We start from the raw sequence: 18,101 nt of genomic DNA on the forward strand, positions 1-18,101 counted from the left end.
CTAAAACTAATGACGAAATAATATCTTCAAAGTTTGCAGAGCTTTACAAAAATTAAGTATCATTGTCTACACCTTTTCTTACCTAGATACGGAATATTTTTTCGCAAAAATATGCGAGTATAGTAAATATGCTGAGAACTCAGTAATTACTACACGATATATAATGTCCCTATACCCAAACACACCAAAAATAAGTCTTGGTTAAGGAATATTTAGGATATAGTTTGAGGAATGAGGCTGGCGAACAAGAGTTAGATAACTCAGCTATCGGGGATCGTACTAGCGATCGCTAGTACACAGCAAATAAGCTAGGTTACACACTAAATATAACAGCGCAAACCCTCATGATAGTAAACGTGAGGCGTTAATTAAAAACCTGGGAAACCGGACGCATAATACATCATACTCAGAATATATTGCTATCAGCAACCCAAAGTTATAAATTGCTATCTAAACTACAGAAGTAGTTAGATGCAATAGTTTTTCGGAAATGTAACTACATTTAAAGTTAATTTCGGGCAGACGAACGGGAACACAACAAAATTCACTCGGTAGATGCTCTAGCGACTCGCAAAGAAAAACCACTAAGTGATTAGTTTCACTAGAGGCAAATGCGGCTGATACTAGCTGTTACGCTTGTCAACTTAACCCGGTAAGTTAATCAAGCAGCCTTTGGTTTCATGAATACGAAAATATTGTACCACCAAACAGCCAATATTATTTACAGCTAACAACTGTATTTTGCAACTGCGTCTCGAATACAGAAACCTGCTAGTAGTCAGCCAACCCAAAAATGCGCTTGTGAGGATTGGGTAAAGGTTAAAGGTTAAAGGTTAAAGGGGAAAGGATAAAACACCTTTACCCATTGCCCTTTCCCCTTTCTCTTGCCAAGTTTCCTTGGCGAACTGCTAGATGCAGCTTAGTTAATTCTGTTTCAACATGAAACTTAAATGTTGTCAGTTATCAGGGGCGCACTTACGATTAACTAATGACTCACGACTAAAAACTATTAATTATTAATGAAAATTGTATTTTTTGGTACACCTCAATTTGCTGTACCCACCTTGGAAAAATTATTGAATCATTCAGAATTTGAGGTGCTGGCTGTTGTCACCCAACCAGATAAACGCCGGGAACGCGGAAATCAACTGACGCCAACACCAGTAAAAGCGATCGCCACTGCTCACAATTTACCAGTATGGCAACCCGAACGGGTGAAAAAAGACACCGAGACTTTAACTAAACTCAAACAATTAGATGCAGATGTGTTTGTTGTTGTCGCTTATGGACAGATTTTATCGGCAAAAATCTTGAATATGCCGAAATTAGCTTGCATTAATGTGCATGGCTCGATTTTACCCAAATATCGCGGTGCAGCGCCGATTCAGTGGTGTTTGTATAACGGAGAGAAGGAAACAGGGATCACCACCATGTTGATGGATGTGGGGATGGATACCGGCGCAATGCTCCAAATAGCCACTACACCGATTGGATTACTGGATAATGCCCAAGATTTAGCCGACAGACTAGCAGAAATCGGTGGGGATTTGTTGGTAGAAACTCTGTTGAAGTTGGAACGTAAAGAAATTCAACCAATACCCCAAGATAATTTAGCAGCTACTTACGCGCCTCTGATTCAAAAACAAGATTATGCTTTAGATTGGTCAAAAAGCGCGATCCAATTACACAATCAAATCAGAGGCTTTTACCCTAACTGCACCGCTACCTTTCGTAACAACCTGCTGAAAATCACTGCTTCTGCTCCTCTTGGTTCTGTAAGCGATTGCGATCTCCCACCAGAATTACAAGAATTAGTACATAAATTGCCTGATTTGTCAAATACATCAGATCGACCAGGAGTTGTAGTCAGCATTGCTAAAGGAATTGGTGCGATTGTCCAGACTGGGGAAGGTTTATTGCTGTTGCGAGAGATTCAGTTAGCAGGTAAACGTCCCCAGTCTGGATGGGATTTTGTTAATGGTACCCGCTTAACTGTGGGAGAAGTTTTTGGTACGGGAAGCTGACAGGGATGCAAGAGATGAAGGAGAATAACTTTTAACTCCTCATTTTGTACAGACGCGGTTAATCGCGTCTCTCCGAAGACTTTTCATAAAAGCGGCAAGATTCGCAAGGGCCATCGGGGTTGACTGCACAGCGAATAAGTTCTGAATGAGCATTGTAGCAGCAGGTGGCATCGCCGACTACCCAACGTCCCGCTACCAAACTTTTCTCAGATGGTCGTTTAGCAGACTGTACATAAATGGCAATATTATGCAAGCGGTAGCGCCCAGCTTGAAGTTTGTATCTATGACGGCGCTCTAAAACCGCGTAGGTTTTACCTTCAAAATCAAGATAGTTTCCGGGTTGGGGTGTCCAATCAAGTTGCACTCTACCGAGGGACTCACGCGGGTGCGTCAGAATCACCTCAGTTGGTAAAGAGTCTGGCTCCATAAGCTTATGTGATTTGATTTACATTATAAGGATAGTATCGCGATCGCTTTCTTTAGCTTATCGAATTTAAATTACAATTGATGATTAACTAGATTTGCGAGAAATATACATGCAGTAGGGATGCACTGCTGTGCTACCCTACAGTTTATGGCAGCCAAAAGTCAGGTAGGATAGATTTGCTCAATTTACGCAAAGTTTGGTTGAGCGATCGCGCCATTTGGATATGCACTTCATCCTCTTCTACAGCTAAAATCTCAGATGGCTGACCTTTTCCCAAATAAGACACTACCAAATTCGCTGCCTCCAAACCAGTAACATAAGCTTTTTCCTGCGACCAGGAACCATGACGGTTCACAATCCAATCCCCACTCATAAACACATTCTCAAAACTTGTCTTCGCGGGCAACATATAACGATAGCTACCAGGTGCAAAGTGAGTAACTGCTTGAGGTAGCCGAATTACACTGCTATCAATTATCTTTGCCTCCCGAAATGCTGGCACACAAGTTGCTAAATAACCCTGAACGATTGCTAAAATTTCCTCATCGTTCAAACCAAGAAACTGATTTGCGTGATAGAAATCAGCTTCAATCACTGTTCCCGGCTCATCTCGATATTTATCATGTAGAGCATTCAAATCAAAAAACGTCCAACCCGTACTTGCATCGAATCCAAAACAAGCATTAGAAGGACGAGGAATATCAATTTTACGGTCAAACCATAGTCGCGTGGCTAAAACATCAATTGCTCCTAAATTGCTCAAATTACGAAATTCTTCACGGCTTTGTAAACTAGGGCTAGTTGAGACAATTTTCTTCATCCCCGTGATTCCAACCGCAAAAATCACCGCATCTGCTTCAAAAACTTCATCACCGCAAACCACACCCTTGACTTGATTACTATCAACAATTAAGTCTGTAACCCGACGCTTTGGCAATACTCTCGCCCCAGCTTTTTCGATACGTTTTACCCAAGGACGAAATATCTTTTCTCCGACAGTTCCCCGACACCAAACCACATCAAAATCCGGTTGATGAGCCAGAATAAAAAAGTAAAGCATTCCTAAAGTTGCGGCGGCTGAACACTGTTCGCCAGGGGCAAATAAGCCCACTAATAACATCGGTTCAAAAGCATCGCGGTAAAGTCGGAAAGAAACGTTAAAGTCTTTGAACAATTCACGGGCAGTTACAAAATCATAGCGCCGCCAAGCTGCATCGGAATTATCAAAATCAACGACAGCATAAAGTAAAGGCAGGGCGCTGAGACGGTCAATTAGTGGCAGCCGCTTAAACTGAGTGTAGAGAAAAGTTCCTAGTGGCGAGGGGAGTCGCGGTAAATCTTGAAAAATTGGTGATTCAACTTCCAAACCGGCTGGCGAATATTGCGAAGAACGAGTCCAAGTAGTAAAAGGATTAATTTCTAATTCATTGATTAAAGAAAAAATATTTCTGTAAGGATACCAGAACCCATGAATGCCAGCTTCAACAGACTTTCCAGCAGATGTTTGCCAACCTGCCACCAATCCACCAGGATAGGGGCCTGCTTCCAGAAGTGTCACATCATAACCTTGTTTTGCCAAATGGTAGGTTGCTCCTAAACCAGCCCAACCCGCACCCACAACTACCACCCGTTTTTGTTGTAACCCTCCTACCATCGCCGCCTCCAATTGTTGCAGTCCATCAACTAATGTATACGAACTTGTGTTGCGATCGAGCAAGGGTTGTCATTATAGCGGTTTTCACTTGGATGCAATAGGCTCTTTGCTAGCACATTCCATCGAATTTAAAATAGTTATAGACTTTAAAAAAGGCTTGAGAGTTAGCCGTTCAGGAAAAATCACTTGCGGTTAATGCTGAGTTAAGAGTATAACAGAAAACAGAATTCACTATTGATGAGGATAATCATAATGTCTCAATTAGCAAATGTAAAATCCAGTCTAAATGACTTTGAATTACGAGATGGAATTTATTTTCCCAGCGACTATGAACAATTAACTAATACTCAACATAAAAAAACATGGGATGCAATTGGTAAAACATATTATGGCTCCCAAAAAATTGAAAAAGTTGCAGCAACATCGCCCATTAAACAAGATTACACTCTGCTAACTGGTACGCCTGGAGGTACTTGGAACAAATTTCCGTTGAATAAATCTGTTGGTTCTATTCTAGAAATTGGTTCTGGTTATGGTCGCGCACCTTTACATCTCTCGAAAGCGAAAAATCTCAAATGCGAGAAATATTACGGCATTGATATTTCTGAACCTTTATTGCGGCGGCTAATCAAAGTTAAACAAGAATACAATTTTTTCCCTGAAGCTGAATTTAACTTGATTTGCACTTCTGCTGAGACATTGCCTTTAGAAGATAATTCTATAGATTTGGTAATTTCTAATTGCGTTTTTATGCATATTCCAGATGCTCAATTAAGAAATTTATTAGCTGATATTTCTCGCGTGCTAAAACCTGGTGGAATTTTTGTTTTTAATCATTCCTTTCACAATAAGTCTTGTCCTTCTCATATTATCCATAATTTTATCAGAAGGCTGAACCCATTTGTGAGAAATCCAGTTTATCTCAAGCAATATTCAGCTGTTGAAATAGAAGAAATGTTAGCTACTGCTGGGATGAAAATGAAGTGTCCAGAATACATTGTCGAACCAACAGCAGAATATGCAATTTTGCCGGAAACCATCAAAGGGATTCCCGTGCCGTTTGCTAATGCTATCAACAGAAGTCTCAAGCCATCAGATAATTTAAAAGAAACTTTGGCTTACGGTTTTAGTGCGTACAGTACGAAACTGGACTGATTAAGAAACTCTCTGGTTGTCACAATAAACGGAATATAAATAATCTACATGAGCACAACATTGTTGTGCTTTTATTTTTGCAATAAATGCCTATAAACTCCAATCATTATCAACAAATAATATGACTTATAATAAAATCTATCAATCGTAGGTTGGGTTGAACGGCAGTGAAACCCAACATGAACATGGAGCAAATGTTGGGTTTCGTTCCTCAACCCAACCTACAGATATTATAAGTGTTTAACCGGACATGATATGACTTATAGTTACGGAAGATTCAAGGCTGCCCAATGAAGATTAGATTTGCCAAAACTTGTACTTTTGTTAACTCGCGCACGAGACGTTGAGCTTGATGTTTATAAAGTGGTATTGGCAATACTCTAGGCAAATTATTCATCCATTGTCTAGCGGTGGTGGAACTACAGCCCGTAATCAAAACTATCTCTTGGGCACCATACATAATGGCATTTGTAGTCAGAGCTTTTTCAATCTGCACGCTCCATTGGCGAGGCAGCATTTCACCCCATTCAATTTGCTGCAAACTACTGCTTGTGGCTAAGACAATTAAGCGATCGCCAGCATCAAGTTTAACATCATACCAGGGCATTAAAGAATAATTGTCTTGCTGATATTTCTGGTAGAGAATCGGTACAACACTGTAGCCAGATGCTATTTCAGATAAAAGCAATCCATTCAAGGTATCGCCATTTTCAATTTTGTATTCCGTCACCATGACTATTTGCTCGTTCAAGTGAAACAAGCTGAGAACATTTTCTCCAAAAGCAGCACAAGCAAAAACTTCTGCCGACAAAGCCGCACCACATATAACTTGAGCATAAGGGAACAGAGGGGCGACATTATCACTAAATTGGCGGTCTTGAGAGCGGATAATCAAGGTAGTGGCGGGATTCATTGCATGAGCCATCAAACCAATTTCCAGATTTTCCATATTGTCGTCTCCAACTAAAATGATGCTTTTAGCATGGGAGATATTCGCTTTAGTAAGTGCTTCGGTAGCATTACCAACGACAAGGGGCATATCGGGTAAAGTTTCTTGGTCGAGAGTGGTAGGATGAATTCCTACTAACGGCTGGTTGAGTTCTTGCAAAAGAGCAGCTACTTTTTGTCCCAAGCGATTTAAGCCAATAATTATTAGATGGTTGCGTTGTGGTATAGGAGGGCGGGAATTGAAAAAATGGAATCTTGAAGTGACAAGAGCATCAGTCAGCAGTGCATATAATACTCCCACGAAAGCTTGACCTGTCAACGTTAGTCCCAAGCTAAACAACCGCAACCACCAAGGGATAGCGTCTGAGGGCTTTGATTGCGCTGCAAACTCAACACCACCAAATAAATCTCCGTATCCTCCCAAGAGCAAAATTGCTGTCGCATAGAAAGCTTCTTGGATGCTGATATCAGGATAATATAAGCGGTAAAGAACTATCCCAACAAACCACAAGATGAGTACAGTAATCGCATAGATTGTTGCAATTCGCCGGATTTGATTTTGGCTTTGGTAGTAAGATTGCCAAAATTGCACTATTTTATCCTTGAGATTTATCGCTGTGATACCTTGGATAAACTGTTGCCAATGCCACTTTTGCTTATGAGATTGCCGACGTTGTTCAGAGAAAGCTAAATCGTATGCCACATCAATGTAAACTAGCGTATCTCCTACCTGTACTTCTGCCTCTGGATTCCAGCCAAACAATTCTTTGAGTGGCTTAGATGAAACAGGTGTATGACTCAAGATGCGGCGAGTTGTCAGATTGAGTCTATGTACTGGCTTGCCATTACACCAGCTATCCTTTGCTTGTACTTGGTGCTTTATGACTTGCAACAGTTGCCCTTCTAAGGTGAAATATCCAATAGCTTCAGAACCAAGGGCTGTGAGAGCGAAGGCATGAGCTGAAAGATGAGTAGGTTCAAAGGCAACAAAATTACCAAGATTTTCCCACAAGAGTTTGTTGAAATTTTGTTTGTCAGAACGTACAATCAAGCGAACGTGCGGATTAAGACGCCGTGCTGCAAAGGCAGCTTCTATATTTATCCGCTCATTTCTGGTTACTAAAAGTATTGCACGACACTGACATATACCTGCTTGCTCTAAAACACTTGGCTGGCGGCAGTCTCCTACAATTAACTTTTCTAGTAAGTTAGGTACTTCTGGGACTTCCCAATGTTCGGGCTGCACATCCTCAATGGCACTGACTTTAACATCGTATTCTTTGAGGATTGCCACGCAATGTTGCCCTAAACTTTTGAGTCCACATACTAAGAAAAGGTCTTGGGGTTTTTTTTGATTGCTGGTAGGAGGAGGATGCACTTTCTGTTGACGGTAGCATTCGATACTGCTAACAGGATGTGTTTGCTAAGGTTTTTACACTTCGGTAATTTCCAACAATTTTAGCAGTTGGTTTTAAGATGAGTATCAAATGATAATAAACCGTATCGAATTCTGATATTTGATACCTAACTGAAGGCGAATCTGATTTAAAGCTTGGATATTTTTGGGATTTCCTTGATTGATTGTGATGTAATTTACCAACTTTTTCCAACATATTAAAGCCAAAGTTGGTAAATTAGGGATTAGTTGAGCTAATTCTTCCCTACGCAACTATGCCATTGGATTTATCGCCTCTTTGGATATCACTCAAAACTTCATTACTTGCCACATTTATCACCTTCTTTTTGGGTATCGCTGCTGCCTACTGGATGCTGGGATATGGTGGCAAAGGTAAATCGTTGATTGAGGGTATCTTTATTGCGCCCCTAATTTTACCGCCTACAGTTGTCGGGTTCTTGTTGCTGCTATTTTTTGGCAAAAATGGCCCTGTAGGGAAATTCATGGGGGCTTTTGACTTCAGCATCGTTTTTACTTGGTATGGTGCAGCGATCGCAGCCACGGTAGTTTCTTTCCCTTTAATGTATAAAACTGCACTGGGAGCCTTTGAACAAATAGATGCTAATTTGCTGCGAGTAGCTAGAACCCTTGGTGCAAATGAAACCACAATCTTTTGGCGCATCAGTTTACCCTTAGCATTACCCGGCATTGTCGCCGCCACAATGTTAGCTTTTGCCCGTGCTTTAGGAGAATTCGGCGCAACCTTGATGCTGGCTGGTAACATTCCAGGACAAACGCAGACAATTCCAATGGCGATTTATTTTGCAGTGGAAGCGGGAGCAATGAATGAGGCTTGGTTTTGGGCGATCGCAATTATGGCGATTTCTCTTTTTGGAATTATTGCAGTCAACTTCTGGCAAGAATTGAGAGAAAAGAAGAGGGGAGCGGGGAGCAGGCTTGCCGTGAGCGTAGTCGAACGGGAGCAGGAGGCAGGGGGCAGGAGGTCACTGAGCGTAGTCGAAGTCGGGCAGGGGGCAGGGGGAGAAAATCTTTATACTGCGTACACTAGCTTTGAATCTGGGGGATTGTTTGTCAACATTGAAAAAATACTTCCTAGTTTTGATTTAAAAGTTGCTTTCAATACTGATGAGCAACCCTTGGGATTGTTAGGAGGTTCTGGAGCGGGTAAGAGCATGATTTTGCGCTGTCTTGCGGGAATAGAAACACCCACAACCGGGCGCATAGTTTTAAATGACAGAGTTTTGTTTGACTCAGAACAAGGAATTAATTTACCCAGTCGCGATCGCCGCATCGGTTTTTTAGTGCAGAATTATGCCCTATTTCCCCACATGAATGTGGCGCAAAACATCGCTTTTGGCTTGCCTAAAAACCTATCGGCTGGGAGTATTCGGGTGCAGGTAGAGGAGCAACTAATAGCGATGCAGTTGCAGGGATTAGGCGATCGCTATCCGCACCAACTTTCTGGGGGACAACAACAACGGGTAGCTTTGGCAAGAGCATTGGCAAGTCAACCGGAGGCATTACTTTTAGATGAGCCGTTTTCCGCACTTGATACCCATCTACGTAGCCAATTAGAACAGCAAATGACAGAAACTCTTGCTGACTACCAAGGTGTGACTTTATTTGTCACCCATAATATGGAAGAAGCTTATCGGATTTGCCCAAATCTATTGGTATTGGAGCATGGTAGAGCTGTTCATTATGGTAGCAAATATGATATTTTCCAGCATCCTGCTACCGTTAGTGTCGCCCAACTCACTGGATGCAAAAATTTCTCCCGTGCTGTTCTCCAGTCATTACAACAGGTAGAAGCGATTGATTGGGGTTGTACTTTGCAAGTAATTGAACCAGTTAAGAGCGAATTATCTCACGTCGGCATTCGTGCCCATCAGTTTATTTTTACCAACGACTCATCACAGGAAAATACCTTTCCTTGCTGGTTAGTGCGAACAAGTGAAACGCCCCATCGAATGACGTTGTTTCTCAAATTACATTCGACTGGAAAGAATTCTCAAGATTACCATCTGCAAGCTGAAGTCTTCAAAGAAAAATGGGCAACGATGAAAGACCAACCTTTTCCTTGGTATGTGCGTTTAGATCCTCTGCGGTTGATTTTGATGGAATGAATCCCCAGTAACCTGTGTTTTCCACAGTGGCAAACGCAGGTTTACGAAGCTATGAGGGTTTGAGATGTGTTCGCAGTGACGATCACCTCTAGATGTAAATTGCTAAATGGCAAATAGATTTAACTAAATGAATTTCATGATAGATACATGAATACAGGTATAAAGATTAACCTCTATTTTTAGGAGATTCGGTTACAATTGATTGTGCCACCAGAGAGCTAGGTTGTTGTGCTGCTCACGGTTATGGGTTGAGATGGTACTTCAAGGCTATCGGTGAATGCACAGTTAAGTGAAAAGAAGGTAACTAGATTATTAATTAAGTGAATGTATGAGTAAACAAACTCCAGAACATATTAGTAGTATGGATTGGCGCATTAACAATTTGACATGGACTACTGAGCCATTTCTTGTTCCTGGTTCATCAACCCCTATACCCCCTGGAACCGCAGTGACACAAGCTGCAATCATTCATCATGGGAAAGAACGTCTTGGCATCACAATTCCTAACGCTACTGCTTTGCTTCTCAATTTGTCGCAGATGTGCCATCGACAGGCTGGGCAATTAATTAGTAAGTCTATTTCTAATAAGGACAAATTTAGTCATTTACCGGAACCTGATGTATTCGCATTTTATGAACAAATGATGGCATCAATAGTTTTTGCATATACTTCATTGGAATCATTTGTAAATGAAGAATTACCAGATAATTATATTCACACAGTTGTGGAGAAAAGAAGCACTCAACAGTACAACAAAGAGCAAATCGAAAGGCATTTAAAATTGGACATTAAATTAGGAGATGTTCTTCCTGCGGTTCTTAGCATTGAAAGTCCAAAAGGCAAAAGTCTATGGAATGATTTCAATAAACTGAAAGACATTCGAGATCGCATCATTCACATGAAAACAAAAGATAGAGAGTTCCAAGGTGAGGATGAGAACTCGATATGGAATGTAATATCATGTAAGCCTCTTCCAAAGACGTATGAGACTGCTAAAAACCTTATACAGTACTTTTTGAGTGCTAAAAACCAGACTCCACGATGGTTTGAGAAGTGCCCGTTTTAAGATTAAAGTAATTCTGTAATAAGTATAGATATTAGCCAGTGCCGCGTAAGAAAGCTGAACAGCATTGGTTTAGCAAAAATCTGCCTGAGGGAGTTTTATGAGTCTTTACAGGCAGGCTTTCTTACTTTTTACTTTCCTAGAGTGAACGCAGAGATACACGAGAAGCGGCAAATTCTTCAAAAAAATATTACTTCAAGCGCCCAGACCCCAAAGAGTCTGAGCGCTTGAATATTAGGTTGCAGAGAAACTTCTGCTAGATTGTCGTAGAATTATGCGGGCATCATGTGCATACTTCTGCAAGACTCTGCACACTTACGGCAAGCGGCAGCACATTCCATCATTTTCGCGTCATCGCTCATCATCTCACACGCCATTGCAGTGCGATCGCACATTTCCGCACAAAGCATACAAGTGCGTTCCATGAACTCAGAACCGCTCATCATCATATTCATACACATCATGCACATTTCAGAGCAATCGCGCATCATGCTCATCATGCTCATCATGTTCTTATCCATGTGCTGACCACCTTTGCTCATACAATGAGTCATGGTTTCCATGCACATTTTATGACAATCCATACAAACATTCATGCAAGTCTGCATTTCTGGAGTCATGGTTTCAGTCATCATCATCATCATCGGAAATATCTCCTGATTTTTTGATGCATAAAATAGTGTCCCCGAAGGACTATTCATCACATTAGTCTTATCCTTTTAAAGAGTCAATGGGGTTTTTAAGAGAGAATTTTTAAGCCTACTATCCCGATATAATTACCGGGAATCTGAACTAATTCTACACTAATTTGGTGTTGTTTTTCTGGAAAATACTATACATTAAGGTTTAGAAACCCTCGCTTACAAGTGTGGTTTCCTTTGGCAAGTCAACTTTATATCGGGGATCAAAAGTTAGAGTTAAATTTAAGTCGAAAATAATGTTATTGTTTTTAACAAATGAATGCCTAAACTAAGCATTTGTAAATTTATATTAACTTGTATTTGATTAATTTATATTAACTTGAAGATATAGGTCTTGAAAAATTCGTAATTCATAATGGAATTTCAACTGCACTTAAAAGAAAATTTCCTCGAAAAAAATAATTTTCACAACTTACATAAGATATGATGTACGTTATAGATTTGATTGCAATTTAAGTAAGCGATCGCTCGCTGCTTGTAATGTCTCAGGTCTTTTGCTAAAGCAAAATCTAATCAATGAATGTCCTTTTTCTGGTTGGCTAAAAAAGCTGGAACCGGGAACTACAGCAACACCGATATCTTTAATTAGATGGTAAGTGAATTCAACATCTGTTTTATAGCCAAATTTGGAAATGTCTGCAAGAACGTAATAGGCTCCTTGAGGAACGAAATAGGGAATCCCAACTCGGTCTAGAATTTGTAAAATGCTGTCTCGCTTCTGGTGATAAAGTTTGGCTAATTCTTCATAATAGGATGGTGGTAGTTGCATAGCGGCAACTCCGGCTCGTTGCAATGGTGCAGGTGCGCCAACGGTGAGAAAATCATGGACTTTGCGAATCGCCCCTGTCAATTCGGGGTTTGCTAGAATATAGCCGACTCGCCATCCAGTGACGCTATAAGTTTTGGACAAACCGTTAATCGTAACGGTGCGTTCTTCCATACCGGGAAGAGTCGCTAGGGCAATATGTTGAGTGCCGTCATAGAGAATATGTTCATAGATTTCGTCTGTGAACGCTAACACATCCCATTTTTGACAAAGTTCTGCAATTAAGGTGAGTTCTTCACAGCTAAAGACTTTACCTGTGGGATTATGGGGTGTGTTGATAATAATTGCTTTGGTATTGGCATTGAAAGCTTGACGCAACTGTGCTTCATCAAATGTCCAATGGGGAGGATGCAGTGTCACGTAGCGGGGTATAGCACCAGCTAAAATCGCATCGGGGCCGTAGTTTTCATAATATGGCTCAAATACAATTACTTCGTCACCGGGATCGACTGTCGCCAGCATTACAGATGCCATTGCTTCTGTGGAACCGCAAGTAACGGTGATTTGGGTTTCGGGATTGATATCTAAGCCGAGATACCAACGAACTTTGTTAGCGATCGCATGACGAAATGGGCGATCGCCCCAAGTAATGGCATACTGATTAACATCTGCCTCTATCGCCTGATATGCTGCCTGTTTCAACTCCAAAGGACAAGGAAAATCAGGGAAGCCCTGCGCCAGATTTACTGCATCGTGTTGCAGTGCCACCCTGGTCATTTCTCGAATCACAGACTCTGTAAACTGTTCTGCCTTCGCTGATATTTTTTGGCGCTTAATCTCACTCACCCCTATACCTCCGTCGATCGTTATTGCCGAAATCCTGTGAATTTCTGTAACCCAGACTAAATCCATAAGATTGATAGATTTATCGTAGTATACTCAAATTTCTGAGCTAGAGGGAGCAAGGGAGCAGCACTTCGACTACGCTCAGTGACCGAGGAGCAGGGGAGCAGGGGAGCGGAGGAGAAGTTGCAGTAAGTCTTTCCCCTCTGCCCCTCTGCCCCTCTCCCCCTCTGCACCTCTGCCTCTTATGCCCAATGCCCAATGCCCTTATTATCTATATACTTAATTATTGAGATTAATAGTCAATTATTGAAGTATCGATCCAGAATCATCATGAAATCTTTGCACCGTCCCGATCTGTATAGCTGGTCTAATTTCAATCCGGCAAGAAATATTGATTTCAATGGGATTGCCTGGATTCGCCCAGATGGCAACATCTTGATTGACCCAGTAGCCTTATCAAACCATGATTGGAATCATCTAAAATCCCTCGGTGGTGTGGTTTGGATTGTGCTGACGAATTCTGAGCATGTCAGGGCAAGTAAAGAAATTGCCGATCAAACCTATGCTAAGATTGCTGGCCCGATTGCAGAAAAAGACACTTTTCCTATACCTTGCGATCGCTGGCTATCTGATGGTGAAGAATTTGTCCCAGGACTGGAAGTGATTGAACTCAATGGTTCTAAAACTCCCGGTGAGTTGGCTCTGTTACTAGAAGAGACAACTTTAATTACAGGGGATTTAGTCCGGGCACGCAAAGCAGGTAGCTTGACAATTTTACCAGATGACAAGCTGCTGAATCGAGAGGAGGCTGTTGCTTCTATTCGCAGGTTGGCTCAACTGAGTCGGGTAGAAGCAGTGCTGGTGGGGGATGGTTGGCCCGTCTTTCGGGATGGACGCGATCGCTTAAAGGAGCTTGTAGCGACACTGTAAATAATTAGGGTAGCACAGCTAGCTATGCTACCCTGACAATACTTTTTCAATAGCACTGAATAGAAGAAGTTATTGTCAAAAATTTATTCACTCTTGGTCAACTATGAAAATCTGATGATTTAAGTTGTGTGTGCGATGTGAGGACGGCTGTGACGCTCGATAGTGCAGCGTTAACGACACAGGAAGGTCTTGACTCGCTAATGCTACGCTATCGGTGACGCAACTTATCAAGCAGGCTCAAATTTCAGCGAAACACCGTTCATGCAGTAGCGCTTCCCAGTGGGCGCAGGCCCATCATCAAAAACATGGCCCAGATGACCACCACAGCGACTACAATGCACTTCAGTTCTGGTCATAAACAACGACTTGTCTACAGTTGTGGCGATCGCACCTTCAATTGGATTAAAGAAGCTAGGCCAGCCAGTACCACTGTTGAATTTGGTATCAGATGTAAACAGTGGTTGTTCACACGCAGCACAATAATAAGTACCCTTGTCGTATTCCTTATCTAATGGACTGGTATAAGGGCGTTCAGTCCCATGTTTACGCAATACATTAAACTGTTCTGGCGTTAAAATCGTGCGCCACTCTGACTCTGGTTTGGTAACTTCAAATCCACTCTTAGAAGTTGTCATCGCTTCTGGCTCCCATTTGATATACCTTGATAACAATGCTGTGCCGACTATGACTGCACTAGCCTGTAAAAAATAGCGTTTGTCCATATATCTATTATTTTCTATTTTCCGGTTCACTGGCCAATCAATTCCAGTACGGGATTCCCTACATGAATGACTATAATCAGCGATGTCTGGCGACAAGCCGCTTCTCTACGAGACGCTACGCGAACGCATCTACGCTCTGAATTAGCCCTAATAAACTGATTAAAATTGGCTAAGAAACAACAATACCTTAGCCAAAAAAAGAGTATGTCCCTATCCCGATTACGGTACTCTCAAAGGCGTTGTTAGCGCCATCTCTCCAGATGCCATTACACAAAATAATAATTCAGGTATGGGAACAACTGCCACAACAGCTTTGCATGAGTGTCAAGTATGGGTCGAGGAACTGGTCGGTTTCATTCGCAATAAGCAGGCATATTATCGACGAGGTTTAAAGGCTATGATGCTTATACAGCAAGCACTTTAGCTTGATTGTCGCCCCTTGAAGAGATTAATTATAGTGTCTGGTACAAGGCCATCAGCTGAATCCTTACGTTATTTACATCTTTGCATCTCAAGATGTCATAAAACTCTATTTACCGCTGTGCGATCGCTGATCTTGGTTCACAATTTTGGCTAAATTATGGGTAAAAGCACATAATATCCTATGTTTTAATCAAGAAGGATGTCAATCTTTTAATTGATATTGAACGTTTGATTCTTCTTGTACGTAATTATTATTTTGATAATCATCTTGCTTAGTAGAAGATGTGAGTTCTTCCAAAATTTGAATTGCACCACTAATCCGCAGTAAGGTATCGCGCAGATTTGCTTGTTTCGCCTCTAAATCTGCCATGACTTTTTGTCCTGATACCAATTCGGCTTTGAGTTCAGTGAGACGTTTTTCTAATTGTTCTTTCATTATTTAATTAAGTTCCTTTGACTTTGCTATTTAGGGAAATAAATGTGCCAGTACCGGAATATTGGGGGGTAGCGTCGGGTATGGGACTAGGTGCAGAGGGTTTTTGTGCGGGAACTGTGACTTGAAATTTGGCTTTAAATGAAGCACCTTTGAGCAGTACTGGTTTCCCACCAGATTTTGTCTTTTTGGCTTTTTGGTTGCCAGCAAGGGATTCAATGGACAGTATCCCAACTCCAGGGATAGTATATTGGGAAGTCATATAAGGACAACCAGGAACGATAACTTTTTTTTCGTCGCCATCTACACAGACTAGTTTCTGGTTAATTTTATCCTTACCTGTGCCAATTAGATCGCCTGGACGGACGGTGACAATGGCTTGGCCAAAAGTTTTGTTAAACATGGCTCGATCGCCAGTGATGAGAATGAAGTCAGCCATAGAGTCATATTGAATTGCAAATATATTTTATAAGCTTGGCGATCGCACTAACTAGGAGAACCAATACATCTTGCTTTCGCGACTATATCAGCACCTCCACTTCCCTGTTTTCCACCAAGATACCAATATCCGTCACTTCCTATATAAGTGAAAACTTGTTCGCCACTACCAGCAAATTTTCCTTGCGTATATGTTAAGAATGCGACGCATTTACTACTGTGTCCCATTTTGACATCAGTTTGACCATTCTTCCATACATATTCGTCAGAATACCAAATCTTTCCCTGTATTTCTCCACTAGGAGTAATGGTTACTGCATCTACAAGATTTCTTTGTGTACTACCTTGTGTTTGTGTTCTAATTCTCAAGCCAATATCTCGATTGGATGAGTCGTCTCTTGCTTGAAGAAAAGCAATATTCTTTAGTCCATATTCCTTGAGTTGGACATGACCCGATAGGTCAATATTCGTTGTACTGTTAACAGATACACCCACCGATAAAGAACCAGTTACAGTTAAATTTCCAGCAAAAGAAGAACTTCCTGTTCCTTTGACTGTTAACCCACCATCTACAGCAGTGCTTAACAACATTCTTTCAGTATTTTGATTATCTCGCCAAGAATGATTGCCGTTAGCTGTATAGAATAAAGTAGAACCATTAATACCGAGACCATATCCGCTCCAAAGTTGTAATTTCAGTTGGTTTGTAGTTCCATTATCTGAAAAAATAATTTGTTGACTGCCATCAAGACTAACTTTACCTTCCTGAATAGTCAGACTACCTTGAAGCAACTGATTACCTTGCACATTTAATTTGTAGTCACCTGGATTATTGATGCCAATGGCAACATTGCCAGTATTATTTATATACAAAGCTGTACTTTTAGAGCTACCACTTCCTACTCGGATATTTAATCCGTTAAAGACATTCCACTTGGCTCCATCCCACACTCCTTCATTATCTATGTTAGACAGGTTATTATACAGTACGTGGTTATAGTCTCCTATTGAAGCCAGAAATAATGCACCACGCTTACTACCGTCTGCTGAAATGGATAAGTTTTTACCTGTAATATTACCATTAACAGTTAAATCGCCAACAATTGTTCCAGAGGTGATTTTATTTGCTGATAAATTAGGAATTCTGTCAACATTTAATGTTCCAGAAGTGATTTTATCAGTTGATAAATTAGGAATTCTCTCAACATTTAATGTTCCAGAAGTGATTTTATCAGTCGATAAATTAGGGATTCTGTCAACATTTAATGTTCCAGAAGTGATTTTATCAGTCGATAAATTAGGGATTCTGTCAACATTTAATGTTCCAGAAGTGATTTTATCAGTCGATAAATTAGCAATTCTGTCAACATTTAATATTCCAGAAGTAATATTTTTTGTATCTATTGTTCCTGAGATTGTCCCAGTTACTGTTAAATCCCCATCAATTTTTAAGCTACCTGTCAAAACTGCTAAGTTTGGAGTGGCATTTCCTCCAGAGCGAAGAGTTAAAGCTTTACTATTAGAATTTGGTAAGGATAAACCAGAATATTCCCGAACGTTAGCATCAAGAGTAATGGTATTTTGAGCTATTGTTAGTTTTCCCAGATTGACGCTATTTTCAGGAATTGTAGTTGAAAATCCCAAAATAGGTTTTTCAATCCAACGAGTATAGCTATCTGGTACATCTTTTTGCTGTTGAACTTGTTTACCTTGAGCATATTGGATGTAGAGTACACCGTCAGTAAGATTTTTGAAGTCGGAAAATGTAATATTTTCTTTTAAAATAATTAAATCGCCGCTACTATTGATAGCCGAACCCGATTTTATTTGAACAGATTTTGTATCCTGAATAACTGCAACTTCTAACCCTTCAATAATTCCTGAAATATGAAGACTTTGATTATGATAGCGTTGGCGATCGCTAAGATATTTATGTTGAATTTCAAAGTCATCTTCTAGCAGGTATTGCCCTGCAAAATAGTTAGGACGTTCATTACCAAAGTTAGTGAAATCAGTAATTTTAGCCAT

General features: G+C 40.8%; 14 protein-coding genes. 5 read left to right on the forward strand and 9 right to left on the reverse strand.

The genetic code is table 11. The features are described from left to right. Window positions 1–1,019 precede the first annotated feature (1,019 nt). Window positions 1,020–2,024: a methionyl-tRNA formyltransferase gene (gene fmt, locus ACR5KR_RS08270; protein WP_448266140.1), complete on the forward strand. Its 1,005-nt coding sequence runs from the start codon at window positions 1,020–1,022 to the stop codon at window positions 2,022–2,024. Window positions 2,025–2,082: 58 nt separating this feature from the next. Here the strand turns inward: fmt and ACR5KR_RS08275 are convergent, their stop codons facing one another. Together ACR5KR_RS08275 and ACR5KR_RS08280 are read right to left on the reverse strand one after the other, a co-directional pair. Next, window positions 2,083–2,451 (reverse strand): DUF6464 family protein, encoded by a 369-nt coding sequence (locus ACR5KR_RS08275; RefSeq protein ID WP_322674884.1) that lies wholly within the window; start codon window positions 2,449–2,451, stop codon window positions 2,083–2,085. 145 nt (window positions 2,452–2,596) lie between these two features. Next, window positions 2,597–4,105 (reverse strand): hydroxysqualene dehydroxylase, encoded by a 1,509-nt coding sequence (locus ACR5KR_RS08280; RefSeq protein ID WP_448270128.1) that lies wholly within the window; start codon window positions 4,103–4,105, stop codon window positions 2,597–2,599. A gap of 252 nt (window positions 4,106–4,357) precedes the next feature. Here ACR5KR_RS08280 and ACR5KR_RS08285 point away from each other — a divergent pair, with 252 nt between their 5' ends. After that, window positions 4,358–5,260: a class I SAM-dependent methyltransferase gene (locus tag ACR5KR_RS08285; RefSeq protein ID WP_448266141.1), complete on the forward strand. Its 903-nt coding sequence runs from the start codon at window positions 4,358–4,360 to the stop codon at window positions 5,258–5,260. A gap of 277 nt (window positions 5,261–5,537) precedes the next feature. Here the strand turns inward: ACR5KR_RS08285 and ACR5KR_RS08290 are convergent, their stop codons facing one another. Then, entirely contained in the window at window positions 5,538–7,586 is a 2,049-nt protein-coding gene (locus ACR5KR_RS08290) for a potassium channel family protein (RefSeq protein WP_448266142.1), read from the reverse strand. A 293-nt stretch (window positions 7,587–7,879) separates the two neighbouring features. Here ACR5KR_RS08290 and modB point away from each other — a divergent pair, with 293 nt between their 5' ends. Continuing rightward, a complete protein-coding gene (modB, locus tag ACR5KR_RS08295) occupies window positions 7,880–9,751 on the forward strand; it encodes a molybdate ABC transporter permease subunit (protein ID WP_448266143.1) in 1,872 nt (623 codons plus the stop codon). 328 nt (window positions 9,752–10,079) lie between these two features. Then, window positions 10,080–10,817, forward strand: a complete 738-nt coding sequence (locus ACR5KR_RS08300) for a hypothetical protein (protein ID WP_448266144.1) — start codon at window positions 10,080–10,082, stop codon at window positions 10,815–10,817. Window positions 10,818–11,086: 269 nt separating this feature from the next. Here the strand turns inward: ACR5KR_RS08300 and ACR5KR_RS08305 are convergent, their stop codons facing one another. Both ACR5KR_RS08305 and ACR5KR_RS08310 read right to left on the reverse strand, forming a co-directional pair. Next, window positions 11,087–11,458 carry a four-helix bundle copper-binding protein gene (locus ACR5KR_RS08305; protein ID WP_448270130.1) on the reverse strand — a complete coding sequence of 124 codons (372 nt, stop codon included), beginning with the start codon at window positions 11,456–11,458 and terminating at the stop codon, window positions 11,087–11,089. Window positions 11,459–11,948: 490 nt separating this feature from the next. Continuing rightward, entirely contained in the window at window positions 11,949–13,193 is a 1,245-nt protein-coding gene (locus tag ACR5KR_RS08310; RefSeq protein ID WP_448266145.1) for a pyridoxal phosphate-dependent aminotransferase, read from the reverse strand. A gap of 264 nt (window positions 13,194–13,457) precedes the next feature. On the opposite strand from ACR5KR_RS08310, the gene ACR5KR_RS08315 reads away from it, so the two are divergent. Then, the gene (locus tag ACR5KR_RS08315) at window positions 13,458–14,057 is read left to right on the forward strand and encodes an MBL fold metallo-hydrolase (RefSeq protein ID WP_322694109.1); all 600 of its coding nucleotides are present in this window, start codon (window positions 13,458–13,460) and stop codon (window positions 14,055–14,057) included. A 227-nt stretch (window positions 14,058–14,284) separates the two neighbouring features. On the opposite strand, the gene msrB is transcribed toward ACR5KR_RS08315, so the two are convergent. From msrB to ACR5KR_RS08335, 4 genes are all read right to left on the reverse strand, one after another. Further along, window positions 14,285–14,779 carry a peptide-methionine (R)-S-oxide reductase MsrB gene (gene msrB / locus ACR5KR_RS08320; RefSeq protein ID WP_448270132.1) on the reverse strand — a complete coding sequence of 165 codons (495 nt, stop codon included), beginning with the start codon at window positions 14,777–14,779 and terminating at the stop codon, window positions 14,285–14,287. A gap of 625 nt (window positions 14,780–15,404) precedes the next feature. Next, the gene (locus tag ACR5KR_RS08325; protein ID WP_012408145.1) at window positions 15,405–15,638 is read right to left on the reverse strand and encodes a hypothetical protein; all 234 of its coding nucleotides are present in this window, start codon (window positions 15,636–15,638) and stop codon (window positions 15,405–15,407) included. A 7-nt stretch (window positions 15,639–15,645) separates the two neighbouring features. Continuing rightward, window positions 15,646–16,074 (reverse strand): hypothetical protein, encoded by a 429-nt coding sequence (locus tag ACR5KR_RS08330; protein WP_448266147.1) that lies wholly within the window; start codon window positions 16,072–16,074, stop codon window positions 15,646–15,648. Window positions 16,075–16,121: 47 nt separating this feature from the next. Next, the gene (locus ACR5KR_RS08335; RefSeq protein ID WP_448266148.1) at window positions 16,122–18,101 is read right to left on the reverse strand and encodes a hypothetical protein; all 1,980 of its coding nucleotides are present in this window, start codon (window positions 18,099–18,101) and stop codon (window positions 16,122–16,124) included.

The sequence above is a fragment of the Nostoc sp. DSM 114159 genome (assembly GCF_053470285.1).